Origin of the sequence: Ferrimonas sp. SCSIO 43195 (assembly GCF_023716685.1) — a bacterium.
In the GTDB taxonomy this organism is placed as follows: domain Bacteria; phylum Pseudomonadota; class Gammaproteobacteria; order Enterobacterales; family Shewanellaceae; genus Ferrimonas; species Ferrimonas kyonanensis.
In genome coordinates this window covers 1573659-1595067 of sequence record NZ_CP072679.1, presented here as the reverse complement: position 1 = coordinate 1595067, position 21409 = coordinate 1573659, and the positions used below count along the sequence as shown (strand labels likewise).

The window sequence follows — 21409 nt, the reverse complement described above, 5'->3', positions numbered from 1 at the left end:
GCTGGCCCGGACTCTTTCTCAAGGACACCTATGTACTCGCTGCAACCTGACGCCCTCGACGCCATTCGCCACCATTGGCAACAGCGGCCGCTGTATATCCCCGCCGCCTTTGCCGATTTCATCGACCCGCTGGAGCCGGATGAACTGGCCGGCGTGGCTCTGGAGGAAACCGCCAGCAGCCGCGTCATCATTCAACAGCAGGGTCAGTGGCGCGCCGAACCCGGACCGATTGAGGATTTCAGCCGCTTCGGCGACCAAGGCTGGCAACTGCTGGTGCAGGCCGTGAACCACTTTGTTCCCGCCGCCGCCGAGCTGGCCAGCGCATTTCGCTTCCTGCCGGACTGGCGCTTTGACGACCTGATGGTTTCTTTTGCCGCCCCCGGAGGCGGCGTCGGCCCCCATGTCGATAACTACGACGTCTTCATCATTCAGGGCCAGGGGCGGCGCCGTTGGCAGGTGGGCAACCGTGGCCCCCATCGCCCCAGAGCGGGACACAGCATCATGGCACTGGTGGAGGATTTTGACGCCATCATCGATGTGGAGATGGCTCCGGGCGACCTGCTGTATATTCCGCCGGGCTACCCCCACTGCGGTCAGACTCTGGTGCCCTCCCTCTCCTACTCGGTGGGGTTTCGGGCTCCCAGTCAACAGGAGCTCATCGGCCAATTGGCTGACTGCCTGCAGGACCAGGACCTGGGCAAGCGCCGATTTATCTCCAACAGCGAGCCGGCCCAACCGCAGCGCATCAGCCAGGCGCACCAACAGGGTATGGCCAAGCTGATCAGCCAACTGGTGGCCGATACGGCCACCCTGGGGCCGATGCTCGGCACCCTGCTCAGCCAAAACCGCTTCGAGCTGGATCTGCAGCCACTCCAACCCCCATTGTCACTGTCGCAACTGCAACACGCGCTGCAACAAGGCCAGCACCTGCAGCGGGTAGGCGGATTAAAGTGCCTGCAACTGGAGGGCGATGACACCAGCCTGTTTCTGGACGGCCAGCGTTGGTGCCTGGCCAACGGCCTTGCCGATGCCATCACCGATCTGGCCCGGCATCATAAGCTGGAGTTCCCCATGCTAACGCCCCTGCTTAGCAATCCACAGAGCGCCGCCGAATTGCTGCAGTGGGTCAACCAGGGTTACTGGTATCTGCAAGACAACCACTGAGCACAAAAAAAGGGAGCCGCTGGCTCCCGTTTTTATCAACCCTGATGGGCTAGTCTGCCAGTAGCGCCACGGCAATGGCGCCGGTGTTGCTGTAGCGCTTTGACGGTACCGCCTGGCCGTTTTGCTCAACCTGGAATTTCAGGTCATGGCCGTAAGCCTCGTAAGTGCGACGGTCTTTTAACGCTATCCGGTACTCCCCTTGATCGGCGTTGAACACCAGATGGATGGGGGCAGAGGTGTAGTGATCATTGGCCTCAGGATGGCTAATGAAAGGATTGATGTAACGCAGGGTCACTACCTGCTTGCCCTGCCCCAACTCAATGGTTTGTTGCTGCCGAGATACCGCTTCGCCGTTGACGTTCATCGCCTCAAATCCCAGTGGCAACTGCAATGTTGCGGCCGAAGTGGTCGCCGAAGCCAGCAGCAGTGCCGCACCAAGCATAAGTTTGTTCATGTTATCGTCTCCCTGATACCGGTTTGCGGGCCCGGTGTCCGATGCCATCAGGCCCAGTCCCTATTAGATCTAACAGAAAATGTGACATTGATCACATTTTGATTTGCAATTAACAGCAGAATCTGAGGTAAATCGCCCCAGTCATGACCATGACTGACTGCCAGCAATCGCAATCACTGCCTTGATGCCCATTAGATTGACTAACAAACACAGTTCATCCTGAATGAATATGGTAGGAGGTGCAGAGGCGGGATCGATGACGTGGCCATCGGAAAGGAAAGGATAAAAAAAGGGGAGAGCCCAAAGGCTCTCCCAAATCGTGCAGGAATTGATTGTTTCAGAGCTTACTTGGCGTACTTAGCCGCTTGCTCACCGGCCAGGCGACCGAAGGTGACGATGTCAGAGATGGCGTTACCACCCAGACGGTTGGCACCGTGAACACCGCCAGTCACTTCACCGGCACCGTACAGGCCAGGAATCACCTTGCCTTCAGCGTTCAGAATCTCAGACTTGTTGTCGATCTTGACGCCGCCCATGGTGTGGTGAACACCTGGAGTCACTTCGATGGCGTAGTAGCTGCCTTCGTTCAGTGCGCGAGGCAGTTGAGGACGCTCGAAGTCACTGTCTTTACCGGCTGCAACCAGCTCGTTGTAACGGGCAATGGTCTTCTCCAGGTTGTTACCGTTGATGCCCTGGGAATCTCCCAGCGCTACGGCAGATGCGTTGCTAGGAACCACACCCAGACCGATGTACTTCTCAATCTTCTTCAGAGAGTGACGTACAGAGTCATCGAAGATCAGGAAGGCAGTTCCGCCGGTTTGCTTCAGAATCGCCGCCGCCGCTTTGTCACGGGTGGTGATTTCATTGACGAAACGCTTACCTTCACGGTTAACCAGAATGGCACCGTTACCGCGAACCGCTTCGGTTACCATCACACCACCGGCCACAGACAGAGTTGGGTGAGCCTGGATGTACTTCAGGTCAACCATGTCAGCACCCGCTTCGGCCGCCACGTCCAGACCGTCACCGGTGGCACCAGGTTGGTTGGTGGCTTTAAAGCCTTTCAGCTTAGGATCCAGCTTGGACACGCGTTCGTTGTTCTTACCGAAACCACCGGTTGCCAGTACCACGGCGTCAGCTTTCACCCAGTAGTAACCGGTGTACTTGCCTTTCACCAGCATGCCTTTCACTTTACCGGCGTCGTCTTTCAGTACTTCAACACCGCGGCTGTTCATGCGCATGTCGATGCCACGCTTAACGGCGTTATCGTACAGAACCTGAACCACGTGAGCGCCGACACCAGCACCACCGGTAGGACGGTGAGTACGGTTTACAGACGCGCCACCCATGCGGCCCACATCGCTCAGGTCGGCACCCATGTTAGTCATCCAGTCAATGGAGCCGGCAGAGTGCTCTACCAGTACCTTAACCAGGGCAGGATCGTTGATGTTACGGCCACCTTTCATGGTGTCTTTGGTCATCAGCTCGATGCTGTCTTTGATGCCCTTAGCCGCTTGCTGCTTAGTTTCTGCAGCGTTCATGCCGCCGGCGGCCAGTTTGGCGTTACCACCGATAACCGGCTCTTTCTCAATCAGCATTACCTTGGCGCCATTATCAAACGCCGATACCGCCGCGGAGAAGCCAGCGCCACCGGAGCCAACAACCAGCACATCGACGGTGTCACGAGGGGCTGCAGCCAGTGCTGCCTGACGATCGGCCTTGTCTTTGTGCAGCTCGGCGATGCTAGGCTCGTGACGCTCCCACTTGCCGCGGTACGGCATGTCGAAGTCGAAGCTGTGGCAGGAATCACAGTAGTTCAGAGATTGCTGGTGACCGCTGTGGCAAGAGGTACAGGCTGGCTCACCCGGGAAGTGAGAGTCGTGAGCATTGTAGTGCTCATGCTTGGTGGTTTCAGCAACCTCTTTCAGGTCACCGTGGCAGGACACACACTGGGCATTTTCATGGCTCAGGTTGTCATCGGACAACTCCATGCTTTCGGTGTGACAGGCATCACACTCCATGTTTTCACCATGAAAATCGGCCAGATTATCGGCAGCGAAGGCGCCGGTAGATAGCAGGCCGGACACCAATACCGCACCAATGGAAAGTGCATATTTGCGAGCGTTCATCAATATCTCCTAAGTGTATTTAGCAATCCGATAATTAACGAGTAACACGGACAACCAATAAAGTGCTTAAAATAAAGGCTGTGACCAAACATTCAGTACGCAATTTATTTCAGCTTTCTTTTGATACCTATAATTGAGTACTCAAAACTCAGATTCAAGTGCCTTGAACAGAACTGGAGATCGGGTCACAACCGGCCGTCAAGGCCATGCACAACTGCATGATACACAAGGGCGCTATGCAGTTTTGCATAGCGCCGCGCCAAGCCGATCAAACAAAAGGGCAAAAATTGGAAGGCGGGCAAAAAATACGAAATGAGATAAATTCAAAAAACAAATTTGGTAATGGATCACATAACAACATTGAATCTTTCCTTAATCTAGCCAGCAAATAATCCCCACTCTAAATAAAAAGGGTTTTAAGATGAAAAAAAGCATTATTGCTTCTTCAATGCTGCTGGCACTAATGGGTTCCGCTGCTGCTCAAGCTGAAATGCCAACCTTCTACGGCGCCATGCGTATGGCCGTAACCAACGCCGACACCGGCTTCGCCTCCAACCCTGGCGGCGGTGAAGGAACCACCATCGAAAACGATTTCTCCCTGGTGGGCATTAAAGGCACCGTTGGCCTGAACGACGCCCTGGATTTGGTCTACAAAGCCGAAGTGATGGTAAAAGGCGATGACGAAGCCAATGGTTCCAACCCGTTCTCCTCTCGTGACACCTACCTGGGTGTGAAAGGCGGCTTCGGTGAAATGACCTTCGGCCGCATGGGCCAGGCGTTCTGGAAAGCGGAAGGCGGCATGGATCAATTCAACGTCACCAACACCGATATCAACCGTCTGTTCTCCGGTAACAGCCGTCACGGTGACATGATCAGCTTCACCACTCCTTCTCTGGGTGGCGTTACCGTTATCGGTACCTACCAGTTGGAAGACGATGCCTACGGTGCCGACGCCGATGTTGAAGGCGATTTGTACTCCGTTGCCGCCCTGTACGGCGACAAAAAACTGGCCAAGAAAAACTACTTTGTGGCCGTGGCCTACAACGCCGGTATCGGCGGCGACGAAGCCTACCGCGTAACCGGTCAGGTAAAACTGGGTCAGGTAAAACTGGGCGCCATGTTCCAGGACACTCAGGATCTGAACCACAAGAACCTGGATGGCAACGGCTTTGCCATCGACGCCAGCTACCCGCTGACTGAAAAACTGAGCCTGAAGGCCCGTTACGGCCAGGACGACTCCGGTAACGGTAAGTACGCAACCAATGTTATGGGCAAAAACGGGATGAACCTGAACCCTGAAAAAGGAGAGGACCGCATTAAAGATGTAACTAAAGCGGAAGTCATCAACTACGCCGTAGGCTTGGATTACAAACTGAGCAAAGCCGCCAAGGTTTACGCTCACTACAGCCGCTTCGAAGCGGAAGTCGCCACCTCCCAAGATCGTTACGACGAAGGCGACAACATCTTCTCCATGGGTCTGCACTACAAGTTCTAAAACCACTTGCACTGACTCACAAAAAGGGGCCATACGGCCCCTTTTTTTCATCCCTGACTGAGTCAAATTCGCGACCTCGAGCACACCCCTGCCGACCGGCCTTAGGTATCATTCCGGGCTATGAAATATTGTCTGCTTTTGCTTATTGCGTTTTCGGGCTTCGTCAGCGCCAATGCCGACCCCGTCATCTTCGGTGTGCACTCCAATACCGCGCCATTGGAGTGGCGCAACAACGGTGTCGACCAGGGATTTCACGTTGAGCTGATGTCCCGCATCGGCCAGTTGACCCACCGTCAAATCCGGGTGCGACGAAAATCGTTCCAGCAGCTGGTACGGGACGTCCAGAACCCCGACAGTGACATCGACGTCATCGCCGTAGTCAGTCCGGTCAGCATCAACCGCACCCTGCAACAATCCGACCCCATCTACGCCACCCACGCTAAGGCTTACACCTTGCAGGGAAAGAGCTTCATCAACAACTGGCAAGATCTGGCCAGCAAGCGGGTTGCGATCAAGGTTGGCTCATTTGTGGATGTCTACCTGCAGGGCCACCCACAGAACTTCATCCGTATCGATGTCGACCTCTATGAAACCGGCTTTAAGATGCTGCTACAGAAACGGGTCGACGTGGTTCTGGCAGAGAACTTTGTGGCACGGCGACTGCAACCCCACTATCCTTCGGTTCGAAGTGCCAGTGATCCGTTGATTTTCGGCGCCTTTAACTTTGTCAGCAACGACAAAAATGCCGAACTCATGGGGCAGATCAACTCGGCCCTGAGACAACTGAAACTGTCTGGCGAGTACGATCGGCTGGTCAACAAGTGGTTTGGTACCGGGCGAGAGAAGGTGGATCTGATCTCCACCCAGGAGAAGGTGATGTGGTGGGCGCTGTTCGTGGCGACCCTGGCCGCCACCGGCATGGTATTTACCTGGTCCATGAGCCGACGACTGCACAAGCGCACCCTGGATCTGGACAGCGAACTGGCCCAGCGCCGCGCCGCCGAAAAGCAGATTTCCCAGCTGTCGGAACAATTCCAATCGGTGCTGGACGGCATTCCCCATGGCGTCATCCTCTACGACCGCCAACAAACGCGGCTGTGGAGCAATGGCAAAAACATCGAACTGCTGGAGTCCAGTGCCCTACTCAATGCCAGCGGCCTGCACTTTCAACTGGCGCCGCTGCTGCGGCTGGTGCTGAACACTCAGAAACCTCAGGTGCGCGAACTGCATCAGGAACAGCGCTACTGGCAGTTGCAGGTCCACCCCATCGGTGGTGAACAGGTGGTGGTGCTGCTTGAAGAAACCACCGAACAGCATCAGCTGCGCCAGGCCAACGATCAGGCCAGCCGCCTGGCCTCACTGGGGGAGTTGTCCGCCGGCATCGCCCATGAAATCAACAACCCCACCGGGCTGATTGTGCATGCCATCGCCCTGTTCAGTGAGGCGATGCAGGATCTGAAACCGGCCATCGAGCACTACCAGCACCAGGACCCCTTCTGGCTGATCGCCGGCCTGGAGCCACAGCGGGCGGTGCTGGAGCTGGATCACGGCAGCCAGACCATCGAAGAGGGGGCCAGGCGCATTAGCCGCATCGTCAATGACCTTAAACAGTATGCCCAGCCCGAACAACATCGCAATCACCAGGCCCTGAACGTCAATGACGTCATTCAGGTGTCGCTGCGGCTGACCGCCAACCAGGTCAAACGCTTCAGTGTTGAAACCCACCTGACCGAGCCCGGCCCGCGGATCTATGGCGACGCCCAGCAGTTGCAACAGGTGGTGATTAACCTGATTCAAAACGCCTGCCATGCGATGACTCGGGACAGCGGCAAACTGATTCTCAGCAGTGGCATCGAACAGGAGATGGTTTACATTCGCGTGGCCGACAACGGCTGCGGCATGGACCATGCCACCCTGCAACGCATTAAAGAGCCTTTCTTCACCACCCGCCGCGCCATTGGCGGCAGCGGACTGGGACTGTCGGTGTGCAGCCGCATCGTCAATGAACACCACGGCGACTGGCAGGTTCAGTCCAGTCCGGGGAAAGGCACCACCATGACTCTGCTGTTTTCCGAGGAGCCCAGTCAATGAAACTGGCAAGAAATCTGCTTTTGGTCGATGACGAGTCGCAGTGGCTCAGAACCCTGTCCATGACCCTGAATCGACTGGTACCGGAAGCCAATGTGGACACCTGTGTCGACAGCCGCCAGGTCATGAACCGCCTCGACACCAAAGACTACGCCCTGGTGCTGCTGGATCTGACCATGCCATTTCACTCCGGTGAGGAGTTGCTGGAATCGATTCGCAACCAGTACCCCAATACCCGGGTCATCATCGTCACCGGAGTCAATGAGGTGGACACCGCCGTGCGCTGCATGAAACGAGGCGCCTACGATTACTTCATTAAAACCGGCGATGTGGACGACCTGGCGATCTCGGTTCGCCGGGCACTGGAAGTGGTGGGGCTGGAGCGTAGCTATCAGCACGTCAAAGACAGCTTCCTCACCAAGGAGCTGAGCCAACCTCAGGCCTTTAACCACATCCTGACCTGTGAGCCGGCCATGCTGGATCGGCTGCGCTACCTGGAGGCGTTGGCCATCAGCCCGGAGCCGATACTGATCACCGGCGAGAGCGGCAGTGGCAAAGATCAATTCGCCAAAGCACTGCACCTGTTGAGCTGTGCCGATGCGCCCTTTGTGTCCATCAACCTGGCCGGCCTGAACCTGTCCACCATCGAGGCCACCCTGTTTGGTCAGATTCGCGGTGCCCTGGGTGCCGATGAACCCGCCCGGGCCGGATTGGTGCACAGCGCCGCCGACGGCGTGCTCTACCTGGATGAGATTGGCGATCTGCCGCTGGAGGCCCAGAGTAAATTGCTGGACCTGCTGCAGCACCGTCAATACTACCCTCTGGGCAGCGATCGACCTCAGCCGGTGCGGTGCCGAATTGTCGCCTCGACCCAACACGACCTGCTGGCGCTGAAGCAGGCGGGTAAATTCCGCAACGATCTGCTGTACCGGCTAAGGTCCCACCGCATCAACCTGCCGCCACTGCGGGATCGCCCCCTGGACCTGACCATGCTGATCAATCACTTTATTGAGATGGCGGCCAACGAGATGCAGCGGACGGCGCCGTTGCAACCTCGGGATCTGGCCGACAAGCTGCGTGGCTACCAGTTCCCTGGCAACCTGCAGGAGCTGAAAGGGATGGTGTTTGATGCGGTCAGCCGCAGCGACGACACCCACCTCAATGTGGCCCCGTTTCTGGAAGCCATCAACGAACTCAATGGCTCGGCGGCGCCCATCGACCAACAGTTGCGCTTTCCCGATAAGCTCCCCACCCTGGCCGAGGCAGGGAAGGCGCTTATCGACGAAGCCATGAGCCGCACCGCCAACAATCAAACCGCCGCGGCCCAGATGCTGGGAATCAGTCAAAGCGCCCTGAGCCGGCGCATCGCCAAGGGGGAGTGACCCCCGAGGCAAAAAAAAGGGAGCCACTGGCTCCCTGTCTGGTTGCTGTGCACTCAGCCTTGCTGCTGCCAGTAGCGGTCGGTCATGTGCATGGTGGCCATCGACTCGGCTCTGGCGATCATCAGGTTGGCAAACTCCACCTGCGTCTTGTCTTGGGTGGTGCGCAGAATGTTCTCCGCCTTCAACTGCCAGTTCAGGGCAAAGTGACGCAGCGCCTCTCTGGCGTCCGGAATGTTCTGAGCATCCAGCAGATCCGTCGGCAGGTCGCCACTGATCACCCAGAAACGACGGCTGGCACTGCCATTTTCCTGAATTTTCCAAAGCGTCACGAACGGGGGCAGAATGCGACTGTCCTTATCCAGCACCTTACCGGGAATCAAGCCCTTCTCTGCCATATGGCGATTGGCCTTTTGAAACTGCTCACGAATCCAACGCTGTTCCTCGGTGCCTTGTTGTTCTGTCATTACCTCTTCCTTATTTATTTCAGCGTTTACCAGTCAAGCCTTAGGCTGATGCCTTCAGAGTGTGATCTATGTCAACTTTGCTTGCCATCTTTGCCACTAAGGTACCGTGGTTCGACTTGGCGCACCCGGTCGTCACTGGTATGGTTGCGTCCATAATCACATATAAGAAGGCCTGAGACCAAGGCCAAACTGCACAGGGAGCAAGCTAGTGGCTATTTTTGAGCACATCTCTTTTGACGGGCACGAGCACGTCATGTTCTGTCATGACCAGGCCTCAGGCCTGAAAGCGATCATCGCTGTCCATGACACCACTCTGGGCCCTGCAGTCGGCGGATGCCGTATGTGGCCCTATGACAGCGAAGCGGACGCGGTCAACGATGTTCTGCGTCTGTCCCGGGGAATGACCTACAAAAACGCCCTGGCCGGACTGGAGTTTGGCGGCGGCAAATCGGTGATCATCGGCGATCCCAAATCCGACAAATCCGAGGCCCTGTTTCACGCCTTCGGCCGCGCCGTGGACTCTCTGGGCGGACGCTACTACTCCGCCGAAGACGTGGGCATCAACACCTCCGACATCATGACCGCCCACGAAGTCACCCCCTATATGTGCGGCCTGGAAGGCCAGAGCGGCGATCCTTCGCCGTTCACGGCGCTGGGTACCTTCCTGGGCATCAAGGCAGCGGTAAAACACCAACGCGGCCTCGACAGCCTGGAGGGGATCAAAGTGGCGGTTCAGGGACTGGGACACGTCGGCTTCGATACCTGCCGCTACCTGCACGAGGCCGGGGCCGAACTGGTGGTCTGCGATCTCAGCGCCGAGCAACTGGACCGCGCCGCCACCGAATTTGGTGCCACCATCGTCGGCCTGGACGAGATCTACAGCCAGGCGGTCGACGTCTATTGCCCGTGCGCTTTGGGTGCCACCATCAATGACGCCACCATCCCCCAGCTTAAGGCCACCATCGTCGCCGGCTGCGCCAACAACCAGCTGGCCGAGCCTCGCCACGGCGAAGTGCTGAAGCAGAAAGGGATTCTGTACGCGCCGGATTACGTCATCAACGCCGGTGGCATCATCAACGTCTCCTTTGAGAAGGACTACGACGCCGCCAAGTCAGACGCCAAGGTGCGCAAAATCTACGATACCCTGCTGACCATCTTCCGCAGCGCCGAAGAACAGGATCGGACCACCGGCGACGTGGCCGATGTCATGGCCCGGGAGATCATTGCCAAGGCCAGAGCCTCTAAAAGCTAAAAGGCCTTGTTGGCGAGAGTAAACCGATGAGTCGCGATGTGCCTAAAGCACGTCGCCCTATTCTGTCTTACACCATCATTCCACCAATAGTGCCGTTCGGCCTCCGACTCCTTCTCGCTATGCCAACCAGTTAAAGTGGCCGCATCATCAAGATGCGGCCGTATGGGCAGTTATGGCGTTAGAGGTACGTCAATCAATGACGGCTGGGCCGGTGAGGTGGTATCTGAAACCAGTCCAGGAATGGTACAAGGATCGGTAAAGTCATGTTCATGACCAGAACCGCCGATCAACACCTCTTCAAATGTTGCCAAAGGCTCGGCATTACCCGCGCTGCCCACGGCAGGAATGCCCGCCAGAATTGTGATACCGGTCGCGGGATCATGACCAATGGGAACACAAAGCTCAGGATGGTCGAACTTATTCTGCTCATGTGCCGCATGCCAATCCGTCATTCCGGTTTCCATCAACTCGATCACTGCCGCCTCACGTTCCGGGCTCAAATCGATAACCCGTAATCCTGCGTCCAGGTTCGCCAAATTCATATTGGGGAAGCCAAGACTGATTGCTGGACTCAGGCCGCCAATACCTTTGTAGAATTCAAAGACCTGGTGGAGGTTCATCTTCGATCCGGTATGGAAATACGGGCCGGTGAACTTTGAATTCCTCAAGTTTGGCGTTTTATGTGCACCATTCCGAAGGACAAACTCACCAGGGATCACATCAGGGGCACAATTCGCATTCGGGTTGTTGTTCGGTTCACCATTCCCATTGCCACTACCGACCAAACCTGGTCCACAGGCGAGTGTCAGACTGAAGGGAACCGGAGTCAGATCGGTCACCCCAAGGCCATTGACCATCATCGACGTCGGAAGCTGCAACGCTCCGGGTCCGGTACCACCACCAAGCGCAACCGAAATACCGGTGATCTTAGCGCTGTCAAAGGCTCCGTCCACTAATCCTCCAGCCGCAAGGATTGCCAACTGCTCTTTCAGCTTACTGAACGACAGAGGTACACCGCCTTCACGCCAGCCCACCCCCAAGTCTTCCGCACTCGGGCGCACAGCGATGTTATAGAACCCGGCATCATAGACTGCCGGTGCACCATCAAACTTGATCATCCGTTCGGTAAGTGCCGCCGGCTCCTCTCGACGTAACTGCCCCGCAGGAATAAAGGGCTCCGGAGGCGGTGCACCAAACCCCAGGGTGGCAGCCACCGTCGCACCGGTAAAGGTCGGATCAAAATGGCACACGGTACAAGCCGTGGCTCCCGCCTGAAAACGCCCCAGCCCTTCCCAGATGTTCAGTATTGCGGCTTGAGCGGCCTCACACTGGGGAGTGCCTGCGGTGCCATCGCACAGACCGATCGCGGTTCCGTTTTCCAATGGCACTGCCGGCTGATTAGGGCCCAGTCCGGCTTGGGATCCCGCCGTGGCCTTGTCATGAATAAACTCGGCAAACTTCAGGGTGCACAACTCGGTGGCTACCAGTTCCTGGGCAGCACTGTTATTCAGTGCAACCAACTCGATGCACTCATCCAGGTTGAGGCCCACATTCTCCAGCCCCCCGGCACGGTTGCCATTGGCAGGGAAAGGCGCCCCGACATCAACAGTAACGGTGCTATTTCTGAGGGTATTGGTAATTAGCGTGCCCGGAGGAATAACGCCACCGGACAGCAGATCGACAATGGTGTTGTCGGTGACCAGTGTGGCCTCATACGCCTGAATGGCCAGTGCAAAAAACATGGCAAAATTCAATTCCATCAGGGTACGGTCTTCACTCCCGGTCGCCGAGCAATTAACAGGAGCGACGACGGTGACAAAATTATCATCCGCATCCAGACAGATATCGCCTCCGGCCCCGTCTCCCCAGAATCGTTGACTAAACGTGGCGACAATGAAGTCACGATAAGTTTCGATGCCGTGAGTGCTCAGCCCACGATTAGTGGTGCCTTCCGTTGTGCAATCCGTTAGCCCTCCCAATAGTGAATCAGAGCATGAAACCAGCTGGTTAAACAAAGGCTTGGCATTCACCATCTTCTTACCAAGAAAATGATTCGGTCGCCCGACATCGCTGCCGCTCAGGTGGCCGACCATCTCCAGAACACTCTCGATGGGCCCCATGGCCTGAGAAGCTAGGGAAGAAAACGGTACATTCATGCGCTCATGGGCAATCGTTACGCCAATCGGAGCCACCCCTCCCGAGGTGTAAACCCTGACCATCGCGTCTGGGTCTCGAAAGCCCAGTGTGTTGACGCCGTTAAAAAACAGGTCGGCGCGGCCATCAAAAAAGCTGCGTTGATTGAAAATCGTATTATAAACCGACTGGGTATTACGGGGTTCGACATGACGGGTGGTATCAGGAATCCCGACCGCATTGGCAGTAAAATTCACTTCAAATCCGGGGTCCAGTGAATCTAAAGTGCCCAAGTCTTGACGCCCGGCACTGCCCCCCGCCCCTTCAGGAAAGACAGGGAAAGAGGTCGCCGTCGCGGAATCACAATCGGCCGCCGCCAACGCAGCGTCTTTACAGTGCAGGCCAACGAACGTAATGGCTCGAGGCCCCTGTGAAGACGCTATGTCGTTGACATCAGATCCATCCATAATCGGAGCAGGCAGCAACGCCGGGGCCCCGGTAAGTGGATCATCAACCAGATTGCCATTGGCAGCCAGGACGGCAGCTTCGCTTACCGCAAAGCCCCTATCGCTGCCGGCTCCCCCGTAGTTACTCAAGCTTAGCGTACCATTTGGCCCGACAACCTGATGACTAAAATCTTCACTGAAGCCAGCGATGTCATTTACGCCGCCTGCTGTCCTACGAAGGCCGGGACTCATTTGGTTGCTTATGCGGTTATCGGCCCCCGAACTAAAGTGACAAGATGCACACGCCGTAATGCCATCGGACCCGGTCTGCATATCAAAGAAAGCCGCTTTACCAAACTGTTGCAACAGAAGTTGTTTGCCTTGTTGGGTAATTGGGGCTCCCCAGTCGGCATTGCTGTACCCAGGACCAGACCCATCCAGCAAGCCCAGAGTATTAACATCCGGGACTCCCATGGTCTTAAGCGGTAATACGGCGAACGCTGGTGCCGCCGCCAGGTTCATCGACACTAGGTAGGCGATGAGTCTGGCTGTTTTGCGAATACGGCCGACTCCTGCACCGGAATAATATTGTGGTCTTTCGTTACCCGTTCTCATTGTATTCTACCTCATACAGTGAATGACCCTCACAGTGCATGAGGGCCACAAAACATCTTCGAGTAAACATGAATCGCTACAGGCAGTTTCAGAGATAGTTCATCCCCCCATCAAATCCAGATTTTTCAGTGCAGAAAAGTATAGATAGAATTCTAATTTCCACCCGCTCACAACCACTTTTATCTTGCAAGCGACTGACAAAGAGAGCGAAGTTTTTTCACTTCTGATGCCTGCGTCGCCGCCAATAAGAAAAACAGGCCATTTAACCGGCTCAAACCATGACGCAAGAAGCCTAACTGAGTGCCGCTGCGAATCGCACCAAAGGGTGGATCGAAAGCAATCTCTGGGGGCGTTCAAAACCTGACTGTCATTAACCTTTGAGACCTACGTCATTGAATGCGCCACTTCCCCGGCATACACTCACTCGAGACTTAAATTCAAGATATTGATAAAAAAGACATTCACTCATAACGATAGCCCCATGTGGCGGCCGAATCGCTAAGGCGTCGGACGCAAAATTTAAGGATGAAGTAATGAAACCTGCCCTGCTGCTGTGCGTGGCCCTGCTGCCCCTGCACGCCGTTGCCAACACCTCCTCCCACAGCGTCGAGTACCAGATGGATTTTTCCGTCATGGACAGCGATCGCAGCGACATCACCCATGAGCTGAATGATGTCGGCAGTGCCCACAATACGCTGTCCTACCGCTACGCCGTCACCGATTGGATGTCGGTGGGCGTCGGCTACCTGTGGGGCGACAGTGACGACTTTGCCCTGTTCCCCGTCGACGCGTTCACCGATTCCAAACTGGAGTACCAGGGCATTCAGTACAGCGTCCGCCTGCAACTGCCACTCTCACAGCGCAACCGCTTGTACCTGCAGGCCAATGGCCTGGATTTCGACTACGACGTCTTTGATGACGGTGAGGTCGTTGGCAGCGACGACGGCTTTGATTTCGGCCTGTCGGCGGGTTGGCGCTACGAATGGGACATCGGCCTGGGCATGAAAGTCGGCTACGACTATCAGAAGCTCGGCGACCACATCGATATTAAGGGGATCAGCGTCGCCCTTAGCTATCGCTTCTGACCATTTCCTCTCCCGAACGCCGTGCCCGCCTGGACACGGCCCCCATTCACTCCCGCAGCTAACCGTTTATCGCCGATAATGGCCCTTGGTCGCATTGACCGGCAGCGCGGCCCTGACCCGGCTAATCTGCTCCTGACCCTGTTTAATGGATTAAGGAGCCGACCATGAATCCCCTCATCACCACCCTCTCTGCCGCCCTGCTGACGTTCAGCCTCTCTGTTGCCGCCACCCCAGGCGTCGAACTGATTCAACTCTATAACCAGGCTGCCCAGGGGGATGAAGACAAAGTGGATCAGGCCTACGACCAATTCAGTGAGCTTATCCGCAACGAAGGCGAGACCCCGCTGACCCTGGTGTATCTGGGCGCCAGCGAAACCCTGAAAGGTCGTGACACCTGGCTGCCCTGGAAGGCGATGGGCTACGTCGAGTCCGGCCTGAGCCGCATCGATCGTGGCCTGAGCCTGCTCAATGAGCAATCGTTGCCGCTGGCTCAGCAGCCTCGAATCCAGGGGCTGCCCGAGAACTATCTGGCCCGGGCCACCGCCGCGGTTACCTATACCCAGCTGCCAGGCATGTTCAATCAATTCGACAAGGGCTATGACCTCTACCTGGTGTTGCTGGAAGAGCCGCAGTTCCAACAGCAGCCCTTTGCCGCCGTCAGTTGGATCTACCACTATGCCATCGCCGCCGCCCTCAAAGCCGACGACGACTACCAGGCCAGATTGTGGCTCAAGCGAATGCAGCAACAGGCACCACAGCACCCGGACACCCTGGCCGCTCACGCCTTGCTGGCTAAGGGGTAATCCGATGCTGCGTTTCGATGAACTGCACAAAACCTATGGCCATGGCCAGCAACGGGTGCACGCCCTGCGCGGGGTCAGCGGTCAGATTGACGCGTCAGAGATGGTGGCCCTGTGCGGCCCCTCCGGCTCTGGCAAAAGCACGCTGCTGAACCTACTCGGCCTGCTGGACCGTCACGACGCCGGCGAGATTCGCTTTAATGATCAGACTCTGCCCTCAGACGCCAGGGCGGCGGCCCTGTTTCGCCGCCAGCAGATGGGCTTTGTGTTCCAACGCTTCAATCTGGTGCCGGTGATGACCGCCGAAGAGAATGTCGCCTACCCCCTCTATCTGGCTGGACTAAGCCGAGCCGAACAGCGCCGCCAGGCCCGCAGCATGCTCACCGAAGTAGGACTGAAATCGGTACTGGATCATCGCCCCGATCATCTCTCCGGCGGCCAGCAACAGCGAGTCGCCATCGCCCGGGCCTTGGTGCACCAACCGGCGCTGGTGATCGCCGACGAACCCACCGCCAGCCTGGACAGCGACAACGCCAACCTGATCATCGATATCATGAAACGGCTGGGACACCAACGGGGCACCACCTTCATCATCGCCACTCACGACTCAAGAATGGCCGGCCGTTGCGATCGTACCCTGTCGCTGCTGGACGGCCAGATGCACAGGGAGGCCAGACAATGGGCCAGCTGACAGCACCTCTTTTCCCCTACTCATTCAAACTGGCGGCCCTGAATCTGCTGAGAAATGGCCGCCGCAGCAGCCTGGCGGTGATCATTATCGCCATCGCCGTCTTTGCCCTGACCAGCGCCGGCGGCTTTGGCCTGTTTACCTACCGGGCCCTGCAGGAAGCCACAGCCCGGGACAGCGGCCACCTGACCCTCAGCCAACCGGGTTACTTTGAACAGGATGAGGAGATGCCACTGAGCAATGGCATCGACAACAGTCAGGCGCTCATCCAGGCGCTGTCTGACAACCCGGAGATCAAGGCGATTCAGCCTCGCATCTACTTTACCGGTTTGATCTCCAACGGCACCACCTCCACCATCTTTATGGGGATCGGGGTGACCGCCCGAGAGTTTGAACTCAAAGGCCCTTTCCTGGATATCCGCCAGGGCCACGCCCTGACCGCCATCGACTCCCCCCGCTATGATGCCGATGCGCCCCAGGTCATGCTGGGTCAGCAACTGGCCAGCAGCCTCAGAGTTGAGCCCGGAGACTGGATCACCTTGCTGTCCACCACCAGCGAAGGCGCCCTGAACGCCCTGGACTTTCAGGTCCATGGTATCTACTCCACCGGGGTGCCGGATCTGGACAAACGCCAGTTGTATCTGCAACTGAATTCGGCCGCAGAGCTGCTGGCCAGTGATCGCATCAGTACCCTGTCGCTGTTTCTTCACCACACCGACGCCACCGAATCGGTGCGCCATCAGGTGCAACAGAGCCTGGCTGAGCAGCAGCGCACCCTGGAGGTGACCCCCTGGCAGGAGCGGGCCTTTTTCTACCGCGGCGTCAAAAACCTGTATGACCGCATTTTTGGCATCATGGGGCTGGTCATGGCGCTGGTGGTGTTCGCGTCCCTGTTCAATACCCTGACCATGTCCGTCAGCGAACGCACTCGTGAGATTGGCACCCTAGCGGCCATGGGCACCCTGCCAATGGAGATCGTCAACGGCTTTGTCCGTGAAGCCGGCTTACTGGCGCTGCTGGGCAGCATCGCCGGCGCCCTGGCCACCGCCTTGGTCAGCGTGTTTCTGCTGCTGGTTGAGGTGCAGATGCCGCCACCACCGGGACGCAGCAATGGCTACCCGCTGCACATCCAGTTCTCCTGGGAGCTGGTGCTGATGGCCACCGTCGGCGTCACCCTAATCTGCCTGCTGGCCGCCTTTCTGGCCGCCCGTAAAGGCGTCCGCACGCCCATTACCGAGGCCCTGACCCATGTATAAACTCCTCTGCTCATTGACCCACTCTCTGCGGTGGCTGGCGATGCTTCTGCCTCTGGCTGCCATGGCGACTCCGGACCGCACGCCCGCCGAACAACTGCGCATCGCCGACGGCTATCGCCTCGATGAACAGGCCTCCAAAGTGGTCACCACCGTGAGCCTGTTTGAGAATGACGTGCTCAGCAAGACCCGCCGCTATCACGTCTATACCCGGGCCAACCATCAGTCTCTGGTGCTGTTCAAATCCAAGGCTGAAGCCGGCCAGAAGATGTTGATGCTGGAGGACAACTATTGGCTGCTGATGCCTAAAAGCCGCCGCCCCATTCGCATCACTCCGATGCAAAAACTGCTGGGTGAAGCCTCGGTGGGCGATCTGTCCACCTTGACCTGGAGCGACAGCTACCAGGGGCAGTGGGTCAGTGCTGAACGGATCACGCCGCCCCACGGCGCCGCCATCGACTGTAACCGGCTCAGCCTGACCGCCCGCTACCCGGGTGCCAGCTACCGCCACATCGACCTGTGGCTAGCGAAAGACAGCGACTTCCCGGTGCGGGCGGATCTGTATCTGCACTCCGGTAAACTGGCGAAACAAGCCTGGTTTGAACCAGGGACTCGAGCGCAGAAACCGGCGGTGATCGCCATGACTCTGCTGGACCGCATTCAGCCCCACAAACGGACCCGGGTGGAGTATCTGCAGATCACTCCCGCCTCATTGCCAGACAAGTACTACAACCCGGCCTACTTGTCCCGCAACAGCCTGTCGGAGCTCTGATGCGCGCTCTGCCACTGATCCTGTTGGGCACCGCCCTGCCGGCCCAGGCCGATTCGCTGCGACTGGACTGGGACTGGCAACTCAGTGCCGCAGGACAGCAACCGCGAAACAGCGTGCTGTTTGCCGAACCGCAACAGGATCACCGCCACTCCGTGGACGCGCTGCTGGAGCTGGAATTTCAGCATTCTCAATGGCTCGGCAGTCTGGCTCTGCGCACCAACAACCTGGTCGCCAGTGACGACGCCGAGTTGGATGCCGATCTGCTGGTGCGGGAGCTGACCTGGCAAGGCAGCCTGAGCAGCGGCGACCTGACGCTGGACCTGACGCTGGGAAAATCCCGCATCGACTGGGGCGTCGGCTACGGCTATCGCCCCCTGGACATCTTCAAAGGTTATCGCCGTAACCCCATCGGCATTCAGGTTGAAGAGGGCGTCGGTGCCGCCCTGCTGTCCCATTTCGACCTGAATGGCGAATGGACCCTGATCTACACCGACTCCTCCTGGGTGTCGCAAACCGGCACCCCACTGGAGCAGGCGAGCGAACAGCAGGGCGTAGGCCTGCGCCGTTACTGGCTCGACGGCGATCAGGAGTACCAGCTGATTGGTTATTATGACGATGTCCGCCATGGCCTGCTTGGCGCCAGCTGGGTCAACGTGCTCGGCCTGGCTTGGGAGCTGCACGCCAGCGCCCTCATCCAACGCCACTACTATGGCTATCAGCTGCCCGACGACCCCTACCAACCCGCCATTCTCAACCATCAGCAAGGGGCGGGGCAGGCGCTTGTTGGCTTTACCTGGGCCAACGAAACCGGCCACAACGTCATCATGGAATACTGGTACGACAGCCGCAGCTGGAGCCAGTCACAATGGCAACTGGCCCGGCAACGGGCCGTCGACCACCAGGGCACGCCTTGGCAGCCCCTGAGTTACAGCTACGCTCAGGGCTACTGGCACGCCAACATTGTCCGCCACAACCTGCTGGCGCACTGGAGCCTGGACAGCAGCGGCTGGCACCACTGGGACTGGAGTCACTCTTACCCTTGGTTGCAGCAGCTCACTCCGACTCTGGATCTGCTCTACGCCCCGGAGGATCACGGCCTGATCGCCACACAATGGCTTAGTTGGCAGGCCATCGACGACGGCGATAACAGCCTGGTCGTCGAGCTGGCCGCTCGCTTTAGCTGTGGTGCCAGTGACTCGGCCTACCACAATCTCCCGGATAAGCGTATGATTTTGCTAAATCTGAAAGGACGATTTTAATGAACGACGTGCACATCGGACGCTTTCATCGCGACAATTTGAAATCCTTTGGTTTCACCGCGCTGTTTTGCTTTGTCATCGCCATAGCCACCTATCAGCTGTGGCCCAGTGCCTTTACCGTGCACCTGCTGATCAGCTATGGCTATGGCCTCAGCGGCTTTGCCGGTAGCCGACTGATCATGACTCTGTGGCCCAGCCTGAATCAACGCTGGACCGTTCTGGGTGCCGTTTCCGGAGCCATGAGTCTCGGCTCTGTCAACGCCTGGTTCTGGCTCAGCGATGCCCCTGGCTTTGACTCGTTTGACGGCATGAAACCGGTGCTGATGCTGGCTCTGCTGTTCACCGTCACCTGCTATTACTACTACTACTCCAAGGCTCAGAAGGCGATCATCGAGCAACAGATGGAAGCGGCCCGCCGACGCCAAAGCGAACAGGAGCGGGCCCTGGCCCTGAGCCAACTGGCACAGCTGCAAAGCCAGATTGAGCCACACTTCCTGTTCAATACCCTGGCCAATATCATGGTGCTTATCGACACCGATGCCGACAAAGCCAAGCGAATGTTAGAACGGCTGACCCAACTGCTGCGCACGACCTTGAAAAGCAATCGGGCTCAGCAAATCGGCGTCGACGAAGAGATCAGCCTGATCCGGGCCTACCTGGAACTGCAACAGATTCGATTGGGACAGCGGCTGAGTTTTGATATTCACTGCGACCCGGCGCTGATGGGCCACTCATTGCCACCGCTGTTACTGCAGCCATTGGTGGAAAATGCCCTCTACCACGGCCTGGAGCCCCAGGAGGACGGCGGCCACATTCAGGTATGCCTGAGCCAGCAACAGGACCGGGTACAGTTGTTGGTCAGCGACAACGGCGGTGGTCTGCAACATTCTGGCAAAACCCATCAAGGGCAAGGGCTGGGCCTGAGCAATCTCCGAGCCCGACTCAAGGCCCTGTTCGACGGCAAAGCCTCTTTGTCCATTGTCGAAAACGCCAGCGGCGGCGTCGACAGCCGGGTGTCCCTGCCCCTTACTGAACTGTCCTCACTGCCGGAGCCCAGCCATGACTGAGATTGTCACTGCCGTCATTGCCGATGACGAACCCCTGCTTCGCCACCATCTCGATCGGGCCCTGGCCCAGATCTGGCCGCAACTGCAGATCGTCGCCAGTGCCGCCAATGGCCAGCAGGCTTTAGAGGCCATCCACCGCCATCAGCCGGACGTGGTGTTTCTGGACATTCGCATGCCCAAGCTCGATGGCATGGCACTGGCCGGGCAATTGGCCCGCCTCAGCACTCCACCTCTGGTGGTGTTCACCACCGCCTATGACGAGTATGCCCTGCGCGCATTTGACAACAACGCCGTGGACTACCTGCTAAAACCGCTGTCGGACGAGCGTCTCCAGCAGGCCTGTCACAAGCTGCAGCAACGGCTGGCCAGTCAGGCCGCACCTGCGCACGACCACGCCCGCCTGCAGCAACTGATGACCCAACTCAGTCAACTGGCACCGGCGATGGCCAAGCCGTTTCTGTCGTGGATAAAAGCCAGCCGCCAGGAGGAGATCCACCTGATCGCCATCGACGATGTGCTCTATTTTAAGGCCGACGACAAATACGTGTCGCTGTTCACCCGTGTCGCGGGTGAAACCCCGATCGAGTACCTGATCCGCAGTTCGCTGAAAGAGTTGTTGCCGCAACTGGATCCGGACTGCTTCTGGCAGATTCACCGCTCCACCATTGTCAATGTGGCCGCCATCGATCGGGTAACCAAGGAGTTCGGTGGCAAACTCAAGGTACAGATCGGCCCTCACTCCCTGGCCGTAAGCCGCAGTGCCCAGTCGTTATTCAAAGAGATGTGAGGCTGCAACGACTGCGATAAAATTCCGCGGTTGGCCGCTTATGGTCACGGCCCCTGTGACAGCACCCGGTGGCAAT

The 21409-nt window shown here is 57.6% G+C and carries 17 protein-coding genes; 13 read left to right on the top strand and 4 right to left on the bottom strand.

Features of this window, described 5'->3' with window-relative positions:
• Positions 1 to 30: 30 nt before the first annotated feature.
• On the top strand, positions 31 to 1164 hold the full coding sequence (locus J8Z22_RS07630) for a JmjC domain-containing protein (RefSeq protein ID WP_252009883.1): 1134 nt from the start codon (positions 31 to 33) through the stop codon (positions 1162 to 1164).
• 49 nt (positions 1165 to 1213) lie between these two features.
• Here the strand turns inward: J8Z22_RS07630 and J8Z22_RS07625 are convergent, their stop codons facing one another.
• Together J8Z22_RS07625 and J8Z22_RS07620 are read right to left on the bottom strand one after the other, a co-directional pair.
• Complete coding sequence (locus J8Z22_RS07625; RefSeq protein WP_028113569.1) at positions 1214 to 1618, bottom strand: DUF2057 family protein; 405 nt, start codon at positions 1616 to 1618, stop codon at positions 1214 to 1216.
• A 344-nt stretch (positions 1619 to 1962) separates the two neighbouring features.
• Positions 1963 to 3747, bottom strand: a complete 1785-nt coding sequence (locus tag J8Z22_RS07620; protein WP_028113570.1) for a flavocytochrome c — start codon at positions 3745 to 3747, stop codon at positions 1963 to 1965.
• A gap of 421 nt (positions 3748 to 4168) precedes the next feature.
• Here J8Z22_RS07620 and J8Z22_RS07615 point away from each other — a divergent pair, with 421 nt between their 5' ends.
• The 3 genes from J8Z22_RS07615 to J8Z22_RS07605 all read left to right on the top strand — a co-directional run bounded on the left by J8Z22_RS07615 (position 4169) and on the right by J8Z22_RS07605 (position 8712).
• A complete protein-coding gene (locus J8Z22_RS07615; RefSeq protein WP_252009881.1) occupies positions 4169 to 5242 on the top strand; it encodes a porin in 1074 nt (357 codons plus the stop codon).
• A gap of 120 nt (positions 5243 to 5362) precedes the next feature.
• On the top strand, positions 5363 to 7333 hold the full coding sequence (locus J8Z22_RS07610; protein WP_252009879.1) for an ATP-binding protein: 1971 nt from the start codon (positions 5363 to 5365) through the stop codon (positions 7331 to 7333).
• Positions 7330 to 8712 carry a sigma-54 dependent transcriptional regulator gene (locus J8Z22_RS07605; protein WP_028113573.1) on the top strand — a complete coding sequence of 461 codons (1383 nt, stop codon included), beginning with the start codon at positions 7330 to 7332 and terminating at the stop codon, positions 8710 to 8712. Before J8Z22_RS07610 ends, J8Z22_RS07605 begins: the two co-directional genes overlap by 4 nt.
• 53 nt (positions 8713 to 8765) lie before the next feature.
• Here the strand turns inward: J8Z22_RS07605 and J8Z22_RS07600 are convergent, their stop codons facing one another.
• Positions 8766 to 9176 (bottom strand): DUF4826 family protein, encoded by a 411-nt coding sequence (locus J8Z22_RS07600; RefSeq protein ID WP_028113574.1) that lies wholly within the window; start codon positions 9174 to 9176, stop codon positions 8766 to 8768.
• A 208-nt stretch (positions 9177 to 9384) separates the two neighbouring features.
• Here J8Z22_RS07600 and J8Z22_RS07595 point away from each other — a divergent pair, with 208 nt between their 5' ends.
• The gene (locus J8Z22_RS07595) at positions 9385 to 10428 is read left to right on the top strand and encodes a Glu/Leu/Phe/Val dehydrogenase dimerization domain-containing protein (protein ID WP_252009877.1); all 1044 of its coding nucleotides are present in this window, start codon (positions 9385 to 9387) and stop codon (positions 10426 to 10428) included.
• 170 nt (positions 10429 to 10598) lie between these two features.
• Here the strand turns inward: J8Z22_RS07595 and J8Z22_RS07590 are convergent, their stop codons facing one another.
• Positions 10599 to 13622, bottom strand: a complete 3024-nt coding sequence (locus J8Z22_RS07590; protein ID WP_252009875.1) for a cytochrome c peroxidase — start codon at positions 13620 to 13622, stop codon at positions 10599 to 10601.
• Between the two features lie 533 nt (positions 13623 to 14155).
• On the opposite strand from J8Z22_RS07590, the gene J8Z22_RS07585 reads away from it, so the two are divergent.
• The 8 genes from J8Z22_RS07585 to J8Z22_RS07550 all read left to right on the top strand — a co-directional run bounded on the left by J8Z22_RS07585 (position 14156) and on the right by J8Z22_RS07550 (position 21333).
• A complete protein-coding gene (locus J8Z22_RS07585) occupies positions 14156 to 14707 on the top strand; it encodes a porin family protein (RefSeq protein WP_252009873.1) in 552 nt (183 codons plus the stop codon).
• 164 nt (positions 14708 to 14871) lie between these two features.
• Entirely contained in the window at positions 14872 to 15510 is a 639-nt protein-coding gene (locus tag J8Z22_RS07580) for a hypothetical protein (protein WP_252009871.1), read from the top strand.
• Between the two features lie 4 nt (positions 15511 to 15514).
• Complete coding sequence (locus J8Z22_RS07575) at positions 15515 to 16198, top strand: ABC transporter ATP-binding protein (protein WP_028113578.1); 684 nt, start codon at positions 15515 to 15517, stop codon at positions 16196 to 16198.
• A complete protein-coding gene (locus J8Z22_RS07570; protein ID WP_028113579.1) occupies positions 16186 to 17451 on the top strand; it encodes an FtsX-like permease family protein in 1266 nt (421 codons plus the stop codon). Before J8Z22_RS07575 ends, J8Z22_RS07570 begins: the two co-directional genes overlap by 13 nt.
• Entirely contained in the window at positions 17444 to 18220 is a 777-nt protein-coding gene (locus J8Z22_RS07565) for an outer membrane lipoprotein-sorting protein (RefSeq protein WP_084144475.1), read from the top strand. Before J8Z22_RS07570 ends, J8Z22_RS07565 begins: the two co-directional genes overlap by 8 nt.
• Positions 18220 to 19479: a hypothetical protein gene (locus J8Z22_RS07560; RefSeq protein ID WP_252009870.1), complete on the top strand. Its 1260-nt coding sequence runs from the start codon at positions 18220 to 18222 to the stop codon at positions 19477 to 19479. The genes J8Z22_RS07565 and J8Z22_RS07560 overlap by 1 nt, the downstream gene beginning before the upstream one ends.
• Entirely contained in the window at positions 19479 to 20546 is a 1068-nt protein-coding gene (locus J8Z22_RS07555; RefSeq protein WP_252009868.1) for a sensor histidine kinase, read from the top strand. The genes J8Z22_RS07560 and J8Z22_RS07555 overlap by 1 nt, the downstream gene beginning before the upstream one ends.
• Positions 20539 to 21333, top strand: a complete 795-nt coding sequence (locus tag J8Z22_RS07550; protein ID WP_252009866.1) for a LytTR family DNA-binding domain-containing protein — start codon at positions 20539 to 20541, stop codon at positions 21331 to 21333. The genes J8Z22_RS07555 and J8Z22_RS07550 overlap by 8 nt, the downstream gene beginning before the upstream one ends.
• Positions 21334 to 21409 lie beyond the last annotated feature (76 nt).

Excerpts from the sequence above, each read along its gene's own strand:
- J8Z22_RS07625 (WP_028113569.1), bottom strand. The coding sequence starts at position 1,618 with ATGAACAAACTTATGCTTGGTGCGGCACTGCTGCTGGCTTCGGCGACC.
- J8Z22_RS07560 (WP_252009870.1), top strand. The coding sequence starts at position 18,220 with ATGCGCGCTCTGCCACTGATCCTGTTGGGCACCGCCCTGCCGGCCCAG.
- J8Z22_RS07575 (WP_028113578.1), top strand. The coding sequence starts at position 15,515 with ATGCTGCGTTTCGATGAACTGCACAAAACCTATGGCCATGGCCAGCAA.
- J8Z22_RS07605 (WP_028113573.1), top strand. The coding sequence starts at position 7,330 with ATGAAACTGGCAAGAAATCTGCTTTTGGTCGATGACGAGTCGCAGTGG.
- J8Z22_RS07600 (WP_028113574.1), bottom strand. The coding sequence starts at position 9,176 with ATGACAGAACAACAAGGCACCGAGGAACAGCGTTGGATTCGTGAGCAG.
- J8Z22_RS07585 (WP_252009873.1), top strand. The coding sequence starts at position 14,156 with ATGAAACCTGCCCTGCTGCTGTGCGTGGCCCTGCTGCCCCTGCACGCC.
- J8Z22_RS07570 (WP_028113579.1), top strand. The coding sequence starts at position 16,186 with ATGGGCCAGCTGACAGCACCTCTTTTCCCCTACTCATTCAAACTGGCG.
- J8Z22_RS07550 (WP_252009866.1), top strand. The coding sequence starts at position 20,539 with ATGACTGAGATTGTCACTGCCGTCATTGCCGATGACGAACCCCTGCTT.
- J8Z22_RS07565 (WP_084144475.1), top strand. The coding sequence starts at position 17,444 with ATGTATAAACTCCTCTGCTCATTGACCCACTCTCTGCGGTGGCTGGCG.
- J8Z22_RS07620 (WP_028113570.1), bottom strand. The coding sequence starts at position 3,747 with ATGAACGCTCGCAAATATGCACTTTCCATTGGTGCGGTATTGGTGTCC.
- J8Z22_RS07610 (WP_252009879.1), top strand. The coding sequence starts at position 5,363 with ATGAAATATTGTCTGCTTTTGCTTATTGCGTTTTCGGGCTTCGTCAGC.
- J8Z22_RS07590 (WP_252009875.1), bottom strand. The coding sequence starts at position 13,622 with ATGAGAACGGGTAACGAAAGACCACAATATTATTCCGGTGCAGGAGTC.
- J8Z22_RS07555 (WP_252009868.1), top strand. The coding sequence starts at position 19,479 with ATGAACGACGTGCACATCGGACGCTTTCATCGCGACAATTTGAAATCC.
- J8Z22_RS07615 (WP_252009881.1), top strand. The coding sequence starts at position 4,169 with ATGAAAAAAAGCATTATTGCTTCTTCAATGCTGCTGGCACTAATGGGT.
- J8Z22_RS07580 (WP_252009871.1), top strand. The coding sequence starts at position 14,872 with ATGAATCCCCTCATCACCACCCTCTCTGCCGCCCTGCTGACGTTCAGC.
- J8Z22_RS07630 (WP_252009883.1), top strand. The coding sequence starts at position 31 with ATGTACTCGCTGCAACCTGACGCCCTCGACGCCATTCGCCACCATTGG.